The organism is Amaricoccus macauensis (assembly GCF_014201905.1).
In the GTDB taxonomy this organism is placed as follows: Bacteria; Pseudomonadota; Alphaproteobacteria; order Rhodobacterales; family Rhodobacteraceae; genus Amaricoccus; species Amaricoccus macauensis.
Map to the genome: position 1 here is coordinate 1,330,781 of NZ_JACHFM010000001.1, position 15,852 is coordinate 1,346,632.

The following is a 15,852-nucleotide window of genomic DNA, read 5'->3' on the forward strand; positions in this document are numbered from 1 at the left end:
GGATAACGAGGAGCCACGCGTACTGCCAAGGGGCGGATAGCTCCAAATGTAGCGGCATACGCTACCTCTTTCAATGCGATCATCTCAATTCGATGCGGTTTGCGCATGTTCCACCAGATCAATCCCCGCCATGAGCAGCCCGAGTTCCCGCTCGTCGGTTTCCGCCGCCAGCCGCTCGCCCGAGATCCGGCCGTCGAACATCACGATGATCCGGTCGGCGAGGGCGCGGATTTCGTCGAGCTCCACCGAGACCAGCAGGATCGCCTTGCCCCGGTCGCGCAGCGCCACGATCTGCCGGTGGATGAACTCGATCGCCCCGATGTCGACCCCCCGCGTCGGCTGGCCCACGAGGAGCACGTCGGGATCGCGCTCCATCTCGCGGGCGATGACGATCTTCTGCTGGTTGCCGCCGGAGAAGTTCGCGGTCTTGAGATCACAGGACGCGGGCCGGATATCGAAGCGTTCGATCGCCTCGCGGGCATGGTCGCGGATCGCCGTCCGGTCGAGGGTGAGCGCCGGCCCACGGAACCGCGCCTCGCCCTGATAGCCGAGGCAGGAATTCTCCCACTCGTCAAACGCCATGACGAGCCCCCGCCGATGCCGGTCCTCCGGGATATGCGCGATCCCCGCCTCCCGCCGGTCGCCCGCGTTCGTCGAGCGCGACAGATCGAGCGGCGCGCCCTTCAGCCGGACGCTGCCGCTCGTGGCGGGCCGGACCCCGGCGAGGACCTCCAGAAGCTCCGACTGGCCGTTGCCCGCGACCCCCGCGACACCGAGGATCTCGCCCGCGCGCAGTGTCAGGCCGATGCCGCGCAGCCGCTCCACGCCCTGCTCGTCCACGAGGCGCAGCCCCTCCACGTCGAGCATCGCCGGCCCCGGCACGGCCGGCGCCTTCTCGACCCTGAGCAGCACGCGGCGCCCGACCATCAGCTCCGCGATCTCGGCGGGCGAGGTCTCCGACGTGGTCAGCGTCTTCACCATCTCGCCCCGCCGCATCACGCTCACCGCGTCGGTGACAGCCATGATCTCGCGCAGCTTGTGGGTGATGAGGATGATCGTCTTCCCCTCGGACTTCAGGTGTTCGAGGATGCGGAACAGGTGATCGGCCTCCGCCGGCGTCAGGACCCCGGTCGGCTCGTCGAGGATCAGGATATCGCACTCGCGGTAGAGCGCCTTCAGGATCTCCACCCGCTGCTGCAACCCGACGGAAAGCTCGCCCACAACCGCGTCGGGAGAAACGTCGAGTTCGTACTCGCGCTCGAGCCGCTTCAGTTCCGCCCGCGCCTTGGCGAGCGATGGCCGCAGCAACGCCCCGTCCTCGGCGCCGAGGACGACGTTCTCCAGCACGGTGAACGGCTCCACCAGCATGAAGTGCTGGTGCACCATCCCGATCCCCGCCCGGATCGCCGCGAGGCTGTCGGGGATCCGTGTCGGCTTGCCGTTCACCCGGATCTCGCCGGAATCGGCCTGATAGAAGCCATATAGGATCGACATGAGCGTCGACTTGCCCGCGCCGTTCTCGCCGACGATGCCATGGATCGTGCCGCGATGAACCGCGAGATCGATATCGCGGTTCGCCTGCACCGGACCGAAGCTCTTCGAGATGCCGACGAGCTCGATGGCCAGATCGCCCGCGCCGGAGCCCAAGCCGGGAGACTCGCCGGGCATCACCGGATCAGGAAACAGGACACTTTCCGTCCGTGCTGTAGTCGTGCACCGCGATTTCGCCCGAAATGATCTTCGCCTTCGCCGCCTCGGCGGCATCCTTCATCTCCGGGGTGATGAGCTTCTCGTTGAACTCGTCGATCGAGTAGCCGACGCCATCCTGAGCGAGCCCGAGCACCTGGAGGCCCGGGGTGAACTTGCCATCCTTCACGTCCATCATCGCGTTGTAGGTGGCGAGATCGACCCGCTTCAGCATCGAGGTCAGCACGTTGCCCGGATGCAGGTAGTCCTGGTTCGAGTCGACGCCGATCCCGAGCTTGCCCGCGTCGGCCGCCGCCTGCAGCACGCCGATGCCAGTGCCGCCCGCCGCGTGGTAGACCACGTCCGCGCCGCGATCCATCTGGCTCTTCGCCAGCTCGCCGCCCCGGACCGGGTCGTTCCACGCGGCGCCGGTGGTGCCGGTCATGTTCTGGAACACCTCGGCGTCCGGGTTCGTCGCCTTGACGCCCTGCACGTAGCCGCAGGCGAACTTCTGGATCAGCGGGATGTCCATGCCGCCGACAAAGCCGACCTTGCCGGTCTTTGACGCCATCGCCGCGAGAAGGCCGACGAGGTAGCTGCCTTCCTGTTCGCCGAACTTCACCGAGCGGACGTTCGGCTGGTCCACCTGCTCGTCGATGATGACGAAGCTCGTCTCGGGAAACTCCGGCGCCACGGTGCTCATGGCGGTGGCGTAGGAGAAGCCGGTGACGATGATCGGGTTGTAGCCCTTCTCGGCAAAGCGGCGCAGCGCCTGCTCGCGCTGGGCGTCGTTCTGGAGCTCGAACTCCTCGTAGGCGATGCCGGTCTCGCTCTTGAAACGCTCGGCGCCCTCGTACGAGGCCTGATTGAATGACCGGTCGAACTTGCCGCCAAGGTCGTAGATCACCGCCGGGTTGGCGTCGGCGGCATGGGCCGCGGCCCCGGCCATGCATGCGAACGCCAGCGCGGCCAGAGTCTTTCCGAGCATCATGAAATCCACCTCCAAACAAGCCGCGGGGCTGACGTCGCGCCGTGCCCCGCCCCTCGCGCGGTCGCATCGGGGACAAGTAAGGCCATGGGCCCCCGGCCGGTCAATTGAATTTTCGGCCGGTTCAGGTCAGCGGGCGGCGGAGGACGAGTGCATCCACGGGCGGCCCTGACGCGCGGGTATAGTACCGCGGCCTGCGTCCGGTCTCGACAAACCCGAGCCGCTCATAGAGCGCGCGGGCGGCGAGGTTCGGCACCGCGACTTCCAGGAACATCTCCTCGGCACCGGCCTCGGCCGTCCGGCGGAACAGGCGGTGGAGGAGGCGGGTGGCGAGCCCGCGACGCCTTGCCAGCGGGCTGACCGCAAGGGTCAGCAGCTCCGTCTCCGGGCCGGCGATCCGGGCGAGCGCAAAGCCGTCCGCGTCCGAGACAAGCACGATCCCCGGCGCGGCGAGGAGGCTCGCGAACTCTGCGGAGGACCACGGCCGGGGCGTGTCGGTGAAGGCGGTCGCGTGCAGCGCCGCGAGCGCCTCAGGCCTCATCGAGCAGTGGCACCGTCTCGGAGGACGGCGTCGCGTCAGCCGGGCGCAGGTAGAGCGGGCTCGGCGGTTGCGCGGCGTCGAGGCGGCGGAGCGCGATGCGGGCGACGACGGCGAGATCCGCCCGCTCGCCGCTGGCGGGAGCGTCTTCGGCCGGCCCGGCCTCCGGCTCCGCCACGGGCGCGCCGTCGCGAAACCGCTGGCGGAGGGTGCCGCGCTTGTCGTGGAGGGTAACGGTCAGATCGCCGTCGCTGCCGTCGGCGAGCGCCTCGAAGACGGTTACGCCGACGGCTGGGACACCGAGTCCGAGGGAAAGGCCACGCGCGGCCGCGACCGCAAGGCGCAGGCCGGTGAAGTTGCCCGGGCCGGTGACGACCGCGAGCCCGTCGAGATCACCCCAGGCGTGGCCGGTTTCCGCCAGCAGTTCCTCAAGGAGCGGGATCAGCCGTTCCGCCTGACCGCGGGCCATGGCCTCGTCGCGCTGGCCGAGGATGCGACCGCCCGAGACGACCGCGGCCGCGCAGTGCGCGGCCGAGGTATCGAAGGCAAGGATGAGGGGCCGCGTTGCGGCCGGGCGGTCAGACACCAACCGGCCGGACCTCCTGCACCTCGGGGATGTAGTGCCGGAGCAGGTTCTCGATGCCCATCTTCAGGGTCATGGTCGAGGACGGGCAGCCGGCGCAGGCGCCCTGCATGTGCAGATAGACGATGCCGCGATCGAAGCCGTGGAAGGTGATGTCGCCACCGTCCTGCGCCACCGCCGGGCGGACGCGGGTGTCGAGCAGTTCCTTGATCTGGGAGACGATCGCCTCGTCTTCGCCGGCATCGCCCGAAGCATGCTCGACGGCGCCCGCGGCACCTTCGATCGCCGGCTGGCCGGACTGGAAATGCTCCATGATCGCCCCGAGGATACCGGGCTTGATATGGTTCCAGTCCTCGCCCTCGATCTTGGTCACCGTGACGAAGTCAGGACCGAGGAACACGCCCGCGACACCACCGGCACCGAAGATCCGGTGCGCGAGGGGTGAGGCCTGTGCCGCGGCATCGTTGGGAAAGTCAGCGGTGCCTGTCTCAAGGACCTTCTGACCGGGCAGAAACTTCAGCGTCGCCGGGTTCGGCGTGGATTCAGTCTGGATAAACATGGGAGGAGCCTCCGTCGTTACCGAGGAAATGCGCCTCGGCGGTCCCCGAGTCAAGTGATCTGGAATTCTTCTAAGAAGAAGGCTGGCGGAGACGCGCGGCCGACGAGCACTCGCCGTGCGCCATGCGATATGAGTTGCATGGGTGCCGCCCAGCCCACCCCGGTGCAACCGGACGTGCGGGGCCGGCGGCAGCAGCGCTCCCGCGCCCCGTAAAAGTAGTGGACATAATCCACCAACGTTGGAAAGCTCGGCCTGCCTGAACGGAGGGACAGCCTTTGGAAACGGAGAACCTCAACGCGCCCGCACCCGGAGAGGCGGTTGTCGCGACGCCGGAGTCGATCGATCTCGACGTGCTCGACAATACCCTCAGTTTCTACCTTCGCGCGCTCAACATGGCGGTCAGCCGCGACTGGGACGTCAGGATCAAGGATCTCCACCCCATCCGCGGCATCGGCAAGGTGACAGCGCTGCTGCTCGTCGGCCGGCACCCCGGCATTCGCCCGTCGGTCGTGGCACAGGTGCTGATGAAGGACCGCTCGGAAGTCGGCCGCGTCCTCGACGGCCTCGAGACGAGCGGCCTGCTGGCCCGGCGCATCAGCGCGACCGACTCGCGCGCCCGGGCGCTGTTCCTGACCCCGCAGGGCGAGGAGATGGCGGACGAGGTCCGGCGGCGCGTCCGGGAGTCGCGCCGCTTCTTCGGCGACCTGACCGAGGCGGAGTATGTTGCGGCAATCACACCCCTGCGGTCACTCTATTGGCGGCTCGTGACGAAACCGCGCGCGGCCGGGTCGGAGGTGCACTGATGGAGGAACGGGTCGCCCTCATCTCCGGCGCCAGCCGCGGCATCGGCCGCGCCATCACCGACCACCTCCTGTCCCGCGGCTGGCGCCTGTCGGTCGGGCTCCGCGGTCCGGTCGAAGGGCTCGCCGATGGTGAACGGGTGCAGACCTGGACTTACGACGCGCGCGAGGGTGGCGAAGGGTCGTGGGTGGAGGCAGCGCTGGAGCGCTTCGGCCGGATCGACGCGATCGTCGCCAACGCCGGCATCATGGTGCCGAAAACCGTGATCGAGGGCAGCGACGAAGAGCTCGACGCCATGTGGGAGGTGAACGTCAAGGCGCCGCGCCGGCTGGCGCAGGCGGCCTTCCCGGCGCTCGCCGCTTCCGGGCGCGGCCGGATCATCATCCTCGCCTCGCTGTCGGGCAAGCGGGTGAAGACCCCCGGCTCCGGCCTCTATGCCGTCACCAAGCACGCGGCGGTGGCGCTCGCCCATGCGCTGCGACAGACCGGCTTCGATCAGGGGATCCGGGCGACCGCGATCTGTCCGGGGTTCGTCGCGACCGACATGGCGCGCGGGCTGACCAATCGGGATCCGGCCGAGATCACCGACCCGGCCGATGTGGCCCGCCTCGTCGAGGTGGCGATCGACCTTCCCAACACCGCGAGCGTCGCCGAGCTCGCGATCAACTGGCAGGCGGAGGAGCTATACTGACATGCCCGGTCCACGCGTCGACCCGTTCCATGGCGACCCCGATCTTCCCGCGAAGGTGGACGTCGTCGTCATCGGCGGCGGCATCATCGGCACCTCGACCGCGCTCGAGCTGGCCGAGCGGGGCGTGAAGGTCGCGCTCTGCGAAAAGGGCGGCATCGGCCACGAGCAGTCGAGCCGCAACTGGGGCTGGGTGCGCATCTCCCGCCGGGACCCGCGCGAGGTGCCGCTGATGGCGGAATCCCTGCGCATCTGGAAGGGGCTCGACGAACGGCTCGGCCGGGCGACCGGCTACACCCGGGCGGGGATCATCTTCACCTGCAAGGATGACACCGAATACGATCAGCACGAGCGTTGGGGTCACAACCTCGACGGCTACCAGATCGAGCACAGGATGCTGTCCGCGAAAGAGTTTCAGGACCTCGTCCCCGGCTCGAACCTGAAGATCAAGGGCGCGCTCTACACGCCCGTCGATGGCCGCGCCGAGCCGCAGAAGGCGGCACCCGCGATCGCCGAACGCGCCCGCGAGCTCGGAGCGCACATCTTCACCGAATGTGCCGTGCGCGGCATCGAGACCAGCGCGGGCGCGATCAGCGGCGTCGTCACCGAGCGGGGAACGATCGCCTGCTCGTCGGTGGTGCTTGCCGGCGGCGCCTGGTCGAGCCTCTTTTCCGGCCGCTTCGGCATCGACTTCCCGCAGCTCAAGGTGCTGAACACCGTGATGCGCACCGAGCCGCTGGAGGGTGGCCCGGAGCAGGCGATCTGGGCCGACGAGGTCGCGATCCGCAAGCGGCGCGACGGCGGCTACACCATCGCCTCCGGCCACGAGAACGTGGTCGACATCGTGCCGGCATCGTTCCGCTATGGCAGAGCGTTCCTGCCGGCGCTGAAGTCGGAGTGGCGCTCGCTGTCGTTCCGAATGGGCGCCCGCTTCCTCGACGAGATGAGGATCCCGCGACAGTGGGCGTTGGATGAGGCCTCGCCCTTCGAATACGCCCGCGTCCTAGACCCGAAGCCGTCGCAGGCGGTGCGCGCCAAGGTGCTGAAGGCGGTGCGCGAGACCTACCCGGTGTTCGCGAACGCGCGGATCGCGCAGTCCTGGGCGGGGTACATCGACGTGACGCCGGATGCGGTACCGGTGATCTCGCCCGTCGAACGCATCCCGGGCTTCTTCATCGCCACCGGCTTCTCGGGGCACGGCTTCGGCATCGGTCCGGCGGCGGGCAAGCTCACCGCCGATCTGGTGACGGGTGCGACGCCCCTCGTCGACCCGGCCGCCTTCCGGCTGGGGCGGTTCAGCGACGGATCGAAGATCGAGATCATCAGCGGCTTCTGACCAGAACGACAAACCGAAAAACAACAGGGAGAAGAATTGATGTCGGACGTTCCAGCCTCCTTCCGCCCAACCCGGCGTCAGACCCTCGGCCTCTTTGGCCTGGGCGCGGCCGGGCTCGTCATCCCGCAGGCCTTCGGCGGCGTCGCCTTTGCGCAGGACGCCGCGCCCAAGGGCCAGATCGTCCTCGGCTTCTCGCAGGAGCCCACGGTCTTCAACCCGCACCTGCTGCACATCGAGGTGGACGAAGGCGTCTACTTCGCGATCTTCGATCCGCTGTTCGGGGTGGATGCCGAGGGCAAGTTCTATCCGCTGCTCGCGGCCGAGGTGCCGACGGTGGAGAACGGCGGCATCTCGGCCGACGGTCTCACGTGGAAGGTGAAGCTCCGCGACGACGTGAAGTGGCACGACGGCACGCCCTTCACCGCCGAGGACGTGAAATTTACCCTCGAACTGCTGGTGAACCCCGACTTCCGCAGCTGGCGCCGCGCCGGGCACGAACTGGTGCAGGAGCTGACCGTGGTCTCGCCGACCGAAATCAGCTGGAAGATGTCCGCGCCCTACGCGCCCTACGCCTCGATCCTCGCCTCGACCTTCATCGTGCCGAAGCACGCCTTCGACGGGCAGGCCGACCTCAACGCCACGCCGTTCAACAACGCACCGATCGGCACCGGGCCGTTCAAGTGGGTGAAGCGGGTCGCCGGCGACTACATCGAGATGGAGGCGAACACCGACTATGTGGGCGACGGGCCGTATGTCGAGAAGCTGATCATCAAGTACATCCCCGACATGACGGTGCTCTACACCCAGTTCAAGACCGGCGATATCGACGTGATCGGCCTGCAGTGGATCACCGCCGACCACTACGACGAGGCCAAGGCGCTGCCCGACCGGGTGGTGATCAAGGCGCCGAACCCGACGGTGGAGTCGATCGGGCTCAACCTCGGCAAGCCGGTGTTCCAGGACAAGGCGGTGCGTCAGGCACTCTACGCCGCGCTCGACAAGACGACGCTGATCGACGCGCTCTACTACGGGCTGCCGCTGCCCACCGAGAGCTACATGCCGCAGCAGTCGTTCTACTATAACCCCGACCTGCCGAAGCACGAGTTCTCCACCGAGAAGGCGAACGCCATTCTCGACGAAGCCGGCTGGGTCAAGGGCGGGGACGGCATCCGCGAGAAGGACGGCGTGCGCCTCGCCTTCACCAACTCGACGACCGCCGGCAACCACCTGCGCGAGCAGGCGCAGCAGTTCATCCAGCAGACCTTCGCCGAGATCGGCGCGGAGATGACCATCCACAACCTGCCGCCGGCGGTGATGTGGGGCGACTACTGGATGCTGTCGCAATACGACAGCACGATCGTCGGCATCGCGTTCCTGACCGGACCGGACCCGGACACCGCCGATTACTTCAGCTCGAAGTCGATCTCGGCCAAGGGCGGCGCCGGGCAGAACACCTTCCAGTGGGAGAACGAGGACGTCGACCGCCTGCTCGCGGAAGGCGCGAAGATTTTCGTGCCCGAGGAGCGCAAGGTGCCATACCTGGAGTTGCAGGAGCTCGCCCGCGAGGAACTGCCGTTCCTGCCGATGTTCCAGTACACTGTGCTTCCCGGCACCAAGACCGGCATCGAAGGCCTCGTGCCGAACGTCAACGTCCGCGTCGACAGCTGGAATGTCGGCAGCTGGCGCTGGGTCTGAGCCAACGCGGGCCGGGCGGTGAGCGCCCGGCCTTCCCCGTCCCTTCTGCCCGGGAGTCGCGAAGATGCTCCGCTTCCTCCTCGGCCGTCTCGGCCAGAGCCTCATCCTGCTCTTCATCGTCTCGCTCATCGGCTTCTCGGTGCTGCTGCTCGCTCCCGGCGGGCCGATGTCGCAGTTCGCGCTGACGCCCGGCATCAGCAAGGCAGAGCTCGACAAGATCGCCGCCCAGATGGGCCTCGACCGGCCGATCCTCGTGCAATACGCCGACTGGCTCTGGGGACTGGTGCGCGGCGACTGGGGGAACTCGTTCCGTGACGGCCGTCCGGTGCTGGAGATCATCGGCGGCCATCTCTTCGCGACGCTGCTGCTCATGGGCAGCTCCACGGTCATCGCGGTGGGGCTCGGCACGTGGATCGGCATCAAGGGTGCGGTGAAACGTTACTCGATGTTCGACTATGCCGCGACGGTCGGGGCGATGATCGCGCTCTCGATCCCGACGTTCTGGTTCGGGCTCGTCTCGATCTACATCTTTTCGCTGCGCCTCGGCTGGCTGCCCGCAGGCAACATGTTCACCATCGGCGACCAGACGGTGCTCGACTACCTGCACCACCTGATCATGCCGTCGATGGTGCTCGCGCTCGTCAACGTGGCGATCTGGAGCCGCTACATGCGGACCGCGACGCTCGAGGTCATCAACCAGGACTTCGTCAAGACCGCCCGCGCCAAGGGGCTCTCGCCGCGCCGGGTTCTGATGAAGCATGTGGTCGGCAACGCGCTCATCCCGATGATCACCCTCGCGGGCCTGCAACTCCCGACGCTGCTCGGCGGCGCGCTCGTCACCGAGACGGTGTTCACCTGGCCCGGGATGGGGCGTCTGTTCCTCGACAGCCTCGGGTACTCCGACTACCCGGTCATCATGGGCTTGCTCATGTTCTCGGCGATCCTCGTGATCATCGGCAACCTCGCGGCGGATCTCATCACCGCCTTTGTCGATCCCCGGATCCGGCTGGCCTGAGGGAGACGACCATGACCGAGCTGCCCCTTCCCACCTATGGCACCGCGCCGCCCCGCAACCGGACGCTGCGCCGCTTCCTGCGCCACCGCCTCGCCGTCGTCGGGCTCGCGATCATCGTGATCCTGACCGTTGCCTGCATCGTCGGCCCGTGGCTCCTGCCCTACGATCAGCTCTACATCGACCTGCGAGCCCGCTTCGCGCCGCCGATGACCGGGGCGCACATCTTCGGCACCGACCCGCTCGGCCGTGACATTGCCGCGCGGCTCTTCATGGCCGGCCGGGTCTCGCTTCTCGTCGGCTTCATGGCGATGGTGATCTCGACGATCGTCGGCACCTTCGTCGGCGTGGTCGCGGGCTACCACGGCGGCCGGCTCGGGGCGGTGCTCATGCGCATCGTCGATGGCTTTCTCTCGTTCCCGGCGATCTTCCTGCTCCTGACGCTCGCGGCCTTCGTGAAGCCGAGCCCGTTCATGATCACCGTCATAATCGCGGTGACGAGCTGGATGCAGGTGGCGCGCGTGGTCGAGGCCGAGGTCAGGTCCTTGCGCGAGCGCGACTTCATCCTCGCCGCCCGGATGCTCGGCCTCTCGTCGAGCCACATCATGTTCCGCGAGCTGCTGCCCAACGTCGCCGGCCCGATCATCGTGTCGGCGACGCTGACGATCGCCAACGCGATCCTGCTCGAAGCCTACATCTCGTTCCTCGGCTACGGCATCCAGCCGCCGCTGCCGTCGTGGGGCAACATGCTGAACGGCGCGCAGCAGTACCTCGCGACCGCGCCGTGGCTCGCCATCGTGCCCGGCGTCGCGATCACCCTCGCCGTCACCGGCTTCAACTTCGTCGGCGACGGCCTGCGCGACGCCCTCGATGCCCGCAGCGACCTGAGTTGAACCGCCCCATGCAGAGCTTTCCCACCACCCGCTTCTCCCCGTTCGAGACCACGCTCTGGTATGCCACCGCCGACGCGGCACCCGAGTACGCCGAACTCGACCAGACGATAGCCGCCGATGTCTGCGTGGTCGGCGCGGGTTACAGCGGCATGACGACGTCGCTGGAACTCGCGAAGCAGGGCGTCGCCGTGGCGCTCGTCGAGGCCGAGGAGCCGGGCTTCGGCGGCTCGGGCCGAAACGCCGGGCACTGCACGCCGACGTTCACCCACTACACCCTGCCTGACCTGCGGAAGGTGCTGGGCGAGCCCTGGGCCGAGCGGCTGATCGCGCGCCAGACGCGGGCGAACGACCGGGTCTCGGGGATGATCCGCGACTACCAGATCAATTGCGAGTGGCAGCAGAACGGCTACTTCATGGGCGCGCTCACCCCCGCGCACATCCGCGACATCGAGGCCAAGGTCGAGACCTACAACGCCGTCGGCGCCCGCACCCGCTTCGTGCCGCGGGAAGAGACCGAGGCGCTGACCGGCTCGCCGAGGTTTCTCGGCGGCTGGCTGCACGAGGAAGCCGGGCACCTGAACCCGCTTGGCTACTCGCGCGGCCTCGCCCGCGCGGTGATGCAGGAAGGCGTGCGGCTTTACGCCCGCTCGCCCGTCACCGGCTGCCGGCGCGACGGCACGCGCTGGCGTGTCGAGACGAAGACCGGCGCCGTGCTCGCGGACAAGGTCATCTTCACCACCGGCGCCTACACCGTCGGCGGCTGGCCGAAGCTCGACGAGACGTTCAGGATCATGCGGGTCTTCGTCTGCGCCACCCAGCCGCTCGACCCGGAGACGCGGCGCAGCGTCGTGCCGCGCAACACGACGATGCACGACGGCCGCGGCGACATCTACGTCTACAAGTACAACCGCGAGGGCCGCATCGTCGCGTCGATGTTCCCCATGGGCCGGCGCGGCGTCGATGTCGGATGGACGCACAAGGTGATGACCGACCGCCTGAAGTGGCTGCACCCGCAGATTCGCGAGGACATCCGCTGGGAATACCTCTGGTGGGGCGAACTCGACATGCAGCAGAAGACCGTCCCCCGGCTCTACGGCCTCGCGCCCGGCGTCGCGGCAATGACCGGCCTTTCGGGCCGGGGCGTGCCGACCGGCTCGATGCTCGGCGGGATCCTGAGCGAATGGGCGATGGGTCTCCCCGAGAAGGACCTGTCGCTTCGGGTCGAGCCGCTGAAGGCCGCGCCGTTCTACATGAGCTACGGACCACAGCTCTCGCTGCGCTACTTCCGAGCCCGGGACTGGCTCTCCGCCAAGACCAGCGGCACGCCGCTGCCACCCCACGCCTGAGAGGGAGACGCCCATGGAGGATCCCGTTCTCGTCGTCGAGAACCTGACGATCGCCCTCCCGAAGGAGATGGACCGCGCCCACGCGGTCGAGAACGTCTCCTTCGAGCTTCGCGGCGGCCGGGTGCTCTGCATCGTCGGTGAGTCAGGCTCGGGCAAGTCGGTGACCGCGAACGCGATCATGGGCCTTCTGCCCTCGACCCTGACCATCGCGTCGGGCTCGATCCGCCTGCGCGGCCGCGAACTCCTCAGCCTCTCGGGACAGGACCGGCGCGGGATCTACGGGCGCATCGTCTCGATCATCTTTCAGGACCCGCTCTCGGCGCTCAACCCGCTGATGACCGTCGGCGACCAGATCATCGAGGTGATGGACGCCCATCCCGAAGCCGCGCCACAGGATCGGCGCGGGCGCGTCATCGAGCTTCTGACCGAGGTCGGGCTGCCCGATCCGAAGCTGATGGCCGAGCAGTATCCGTTCCGGCTCTCGGGCGGGCAGCGGCAGCGGGTGATGATCGCCATGGCGCTGGCCCTCGATCCCGACGTGCTGATTGCCGATGAACCGACCACCGCGCTCGACGTGACCACTCAGGCGCAGATCCTCGAGCTCATCCACCGCCTGCAACGGCGCAAGCGCATGGCGGTGATGTTCATCACCCACGACTTCGGCGTCGTCGCCGACATCGCCGACCATGTCATCGTGATGGAAAAGGGCCACCTCGTCGAGCAGGGCCCGGCATCCGAGGTGCTGGTACGGCCGCGCGCGCCCTACACCGTCCGGTTGCTCGCGGCCGTCCCGAAGATGCACGACGGCACTGGCCGGGTCGGCGATCCCGACGCGCCGGTCGTTCTCTCGATCGAGAACCTGACCAAGACCTATCACGCATCAGGGAGCCTGTTCGGCAAGATTCGCGAGGTCCGGGCCGTCGACGACGTCAGTTTCACCGTGCGCAAGGGCGAGACGGTCGGGGTGGTCGGAGAGTCGGGCTCGGGCAAGTCGACGCTCGGGCGGCTGGTGATGAAGCTCATCGACAGCGACTCGGGCAGGATCGTCTTCGACGGCGAGGACGTGGCGCCAATGCCCGAGGCGCAGTTCCGCTCGCGCAGACCCCACATCCAGATGGTGTTTCAGGATCCGTTCGCCTCGCTCAACCCACGCCATACGATCGGCCGGATCCTCACCGTCGGCCCCGTCGGGCGCGGCACGCCGATCGGCGAGGCGCGACAGCGGGCCATGCACCTGCTCGATCGCGTGGGCCTCCAGCCGAGCGCGTATGAGCGCTATCCGCACGAATTCTCCGGTGGCCAGCGGCAGCGGGTCGGCATCGCCCGCGCGCTGATGTTCGATCCCCACCTGCTCATCGCCGACGAGGCGGTCTCCGCGCTCGACGTCTCGATCCAGGCGCAGATCCTCGAGCTTCTCGACGAGATCCAGCGCGAGACGCGCATCGCGATGGTCTTCATCACCCACGATCTGCGCGTGGCAAGCCAGATCTGCGACCAGGTGGCGGTGATGCAATCCGGGCGCCTGGTGGAATTCGGCAGCACCGCCGATGTGCTCGGCAACCCGGGGACACCCTACACGCGCAGCCTCGTCGCTGCCGTTCCTGGGGCGGGGCGGGCGAGCAACTGAGGCCGCCGCGGGCCGCCTTTGCGGCCATTCGGAGCGCGCGTAACGCGCGCATTGTCTCTTTTCTGGTTTTCCGGCTGTTGCCGGAAAACGACTGCTCTCCAGGTTTCAAGGCCGTATGAAGCCCGGGGCGCGCGGCGCCCGGCAGGCAGCGCCGGCACTCGCGGCTGACCGTCAGGGGCCGAGGATCGCGCCGATTGCGAAAAGAGCGCCGCCGATCAGGGCGCCGAGCACCGCGCCGTTGATGCGGATGAACTGCAGGTCCGGGCCGAGTTCCGTCTCGAAGCGGGCGATGAGTTCGTCGGGTTTCCAGCCTGCGATCACCTCGGCGACATAGCCGCCGAGTTGCGGGCGGAAGACGCCGACAACGTGGCCGGCGAGACCGGCGAGGCGCTCGTCGAGGCGTTCGGACGCGGCGCGATCCTCGGAGATGCTCCGCGCGAGGCCGCCGAGGAAGACCGCCACCGGCTGGGACACCGCCGCGGGGTCCTCGGCGATGCGCTCGGACAGGCGTGTCCGGGCGGTGGTGGCGATGCGGCCCAGAAGCTCGTCGAGCGCGCCGCTCGCCGCCACGTGCGCTCTCGCGTCACCAACGGCCCGGGCGAGCGTACCCTCGGTGAGCAGCCGGTCGACCACGTCGTCGAACGCCACCTCGAAGCGCTTGCGCAAATCCGACTGGCCGGACGCCAGTTCGTCGAGAAGCGAGAGCACCCCCTCGACCGCCATCGCTGCCACCCGCCGGTCGACGCTCGAGTGGATCCACCAGCGGCTGCGGTCGCGGACCAGCGACACCGCGGTGTCGCGCCCGTCCTCGACGCTGCGCCGGAGCAGCGTGATCACTTCGTCGACGAGCGGGCTGCGCACGCCGTCCTTGACCAGCGTGGCAATGCCCGCCGCGAGTGCGGCGTCGGCCTCGGGGCTTGCGCCTGCCACCTGTCCGCGGACCCAGGCCCGGATCTGCGCCAGCGCCCGGGGAGAGGGCTCAGTCGCGAGCACGCTGCCGGCGAGCGCCACAAGCTGGCCGGCGACGAGGCTGGCGTTGGCAGGCTCGGCCATCCAGGCCGAGAGCCGCCGCGCCGGCTCGGCGCTGCGCACCCGCGCCGCGAGCGCTTCGGGCTCGAGAAAATGCGTCTCGAAGAAGCGGCCGACGTTTCGGGCCGCCCGTGCCTGATTGCGTTGCAGGAGCGCGGTGTGGGGGATCGGCAGCCCGAGCGGCCGGCGGAACAGCGCCTCGACGGCAAACCAGTCGGCGAGGCCGCCGACCATGCCGGCCTCGGCCATCGACCGGACGAGCCGGACCCATGCCGCGTCACCACCCCAGAGGTGGGTGGCGACGAAGATCGCGGCGAGAAGGATGAGGATGCCGGTCGCCCAGGCCCGCACGCGGGCGAGCGACCGGGCGGGGCTCGTGTCGGTCAAATCACCCGCACGTCGAGTGGCGGCAGGCCGGCGATCCGCGCCTCCATCCGGTCGCCACGCACGACCGGGCCGACGCCGGACGGCGTGCCGGAAAGGATGACGTCACCGGGCGCCAGCGTGAACCATGTGGAGAGGCAGGCGATCATCTCGGGCACCTTCCAGATCATCTGGTCGAGGTCGCCGGACTGGCGGATTTCGCCGTTCACCGCGACGCTGATCGCGCCCTTCGACGGATCGCCGAACTCGGACGCCGGCACCAGCGGACCGATGGGCGCCGAGCGCTCGAAGGCTTTCGAGGTGTCCCACGGCCGCTTCAGCCGCTTGGCCTCGTCCTGCACGTCGCGCCGGGTCATGTCGAGCGCGACCGCGTAGCCCCAGACGAGCCCCATGGCGTCGCCGAGCGGCACGTCGCTGCCACCGCGGCCCAGCGCCACTGCAAGCTCGACCTCGTGGTGGACGTCCGCGGTCTGGCCCGGATAGGGGAACTCGCCCGAAGGATCGAGGTTGTCCGGGTTCTTCTGGAAGAAGAACGGCGGCTCCCGGCTCGGGTCATGACCCATCTCCACCGCATGGGCGGCGTAATTGCGGCCAATGCAGTAGACGCGGCGGACCGGAAAGCGAGCGGTGCTACCGAGGACCGGCAGCGTCGCGATCGCGGGCGGGGTGATCACGTGGTCGGTCATA

General features: G+C 68.4%; 15 protein-coding genes. 8 read left to right on the plus strand and 7 right to left on the minus strand.

From position 1 onward, the window contains the following. Window positions 1-84: 84 nt before the first annotated feature. The 5 genes from HNP73_RS06445 to HNP73_RS06465 form a co-directional block, all read right to left on the minus strand. Entirely contained in the window at window positions 85-1,668 is a 1,584-nt protein-coding gene (locus tag HNP73_RS06445; protein ID WP_184147755.1) for an ABC transporter ATP-binding protein, read from the minus strand. A gap of 7 nt (window positions 1,669-1,675) precedes the next feature. Next, a complete protein-coding gene (locus HNP73_RS06450; RefSeq protein WP_184148064.1) occupies window positions 1,676-2,674 on the minus strand; it encodes a BMP family lipoprotein in 999 nt (332 codons plus the stop codon). Window positions 2,675-2,798: 124 nt separating this feature from the next. Then, the gene (locus tag HNP73_RS06455; RefSeq protein ID WP_184147756.1) at window positions 2,799-3,215 is read right to left on the minus strand and encodes a GNAT family N-acetyltransferase; all 417 of its coding nucleotides are present in this window, start codon (window positions 3,213-3,215) and stop codon (window positions 2,799-2,801) included. Continuing rightward, the gene (tsaB, locus tag HNP73_RS06460; protein WP_184147757.1) at window positions 3,205-3,798 is read right to left on the minus strand and encodes a tRNA (adenosine(37)-N6)-threonylcarbamoyltransferase complex dimerization subunit type 1 TsaB; all 594 of its coding nucleotides are present in this window, start codon (window positions 3,796-3,798) and stop codon (window positions 3,205-3,207) included. The genes HNP73_RS06455 and tsaB overlap by 11 nt, the downstream gene beginning before the upstream one ends. Then, on the minus strand, window positions 3,791-4,354 hold the full coding sequence (locus tag HNP73_RS06465) for a NifU family protein (RefSeq protein WP_184147758.1): 564 nt from the start codon (window positions 4,352-4,354) through the stop codon (window positions 3,791-3,793). Before HNP73_RS06465 ends, tsaB begins: the two co-directional genes overlap by 8 nt. A gap of 275 nt (window positions 4,355-4,629) precedes the next feature. On the opposite strand from HNP73_RS06465, the gene HNP73_RS06470 reads away from it, so the two are divergent. The 8 genes from HNP73_RS06470 (at window position 4,630) to HNP73_RS06505 (ending at window position 13,752) form a co-directional block, all read left to right on the plus strand. Beyond that, a complete protein-coding gene (locus tag HNP73_RS06470) occupies window positions 4,630-5,157 on the plus strand; it encodes a MarR family winged helix-turn-helix transcriptional regulator (RefSeq protein WP_184147759.1) in 528 nt (175 codons plus the stop codon). Continuing rightward, complete coding sequence (locus HNP73_RS06475) at window positions 5,157-5,846, plus strand: SDR family NAD(P)-dependent oxidoreductase (RefSeq protein WP_184147760.1); 690 nt, start codon at window positions 5,157-5,159, stop codon at window positions 5,844-5,846. Before HNP73_RS06470 ends, HNP73_RS06475 begins: the two co-directional genes overlap by 1 nt. Window position 5,847: 1 nt before the next feature. Next, complete coding sequence (locus HNP73_RS06480; RefSeq protein WP_184147761.1) at window positions 5,848-7,179, plus strand: NAD(P)/FAD-dependent oxidoreductase; 1,332 nt, start codon at window positions 5,848-5,850, stop codon at window positions 7,177-7,179. Window positions 7,180-7,218: 39 nt separating this feature from the next. Beyond that, on the plus strand, window positions 7,219-8,874 hold the full coding sequence (locus HNP73_RS06485) for a peptide ABC transporter substrate-binding protein (RefSeq protein WP_184147762.1): 1,656 nt from the start codon (window positions 7,219-7,221) through the stop codon (window positions 8,872-8,874). Between the two features lie 64 nt (window positions 8,875-8,938). Next, on the plus strand, window positions 8,939-9,889 hold the full coding sequence (locus HNP73_RS06490; protein ID WP_184147763.1) for an ABC transporter permease: 951 nt from the start codon (window positions 8,939-8,941) through the stop codon (window positions 9,887-9,889). 11 nt (window positions 9,890-9,900) lie between these two features. Continuing rightward, a complete protein-coding gene (locus HNP73_RS06495; RefSeq protein ID WP_184147764.1) occupies window positions 9,901-10,779 on the plus strand; it encodes an ABC transporter permease in 879 nt (292 codons plus the stop codon). Between the two features lie 8 nt (window positions 10,780-10,787). Continuing rightward, window positions 10,788-12,125, plus strand: coding sequence for an NAD(P)/FAD-dependent oxidoreductase (locus HNP73_RS06500; RefSeq protein WP_184147765.1), 1,338 nt, complete (start codon window positions 10,788-10,790; stop codon window positions 12,123-12,125). Window positions 12,126-12,138: 13 nt separating this feature from the next. Beyond that, window positions 12,139-13,752, plus strand: a complete 1,614-nt coding sequence (locus tag HNP73_RS06505; RefSeq protein ID WP_184147766.1) for an ABC transporter ATP-binding protein — start codon at window positions 12,139-12,141, stop codon at window positions 13,750-13,752. Window positions 13,753-13,923: 171 nt separating this feature from the next. Here HNP73_RS06505 and HNP73_RS06510 read toward each other — a convergent pair whose 3' ends face one another. Both HNP73_RS06510 and HNP73_RS06515 read right to left on the minus strand, forming a co-directional pair. Beyond that, the gene (locus HNP73_RS06510; RefSeq protein ID WP_184147767.1) at window positions 13,924-15,168 is read right to left on the minus strand and encodes a DUF445 domain-containing protein; all 1,245 of its coding nucleotides are present in this window, start codon (window positions 15,166-15,168) and stop codon (window positions 13,924-13,926) included. Then, window positions 15,165-15,851, minus strand: coding sequence for a fumarylacetoacetate hydrolase family protein (locus tag HNP73_RS06515; RefSeq protein WP_184147768.1), 687 nt, complete (start codon window positions 15,849-15,851; stop codon window positions 15,165-15,167). The genes HNP73_RS06510 and HNP73_RS06515 overlap by 4 nt, the downstream gene beginning before the upstream one ends. Between the last annotated feature and the right edge of the window lies 1 nt (window position 15,852).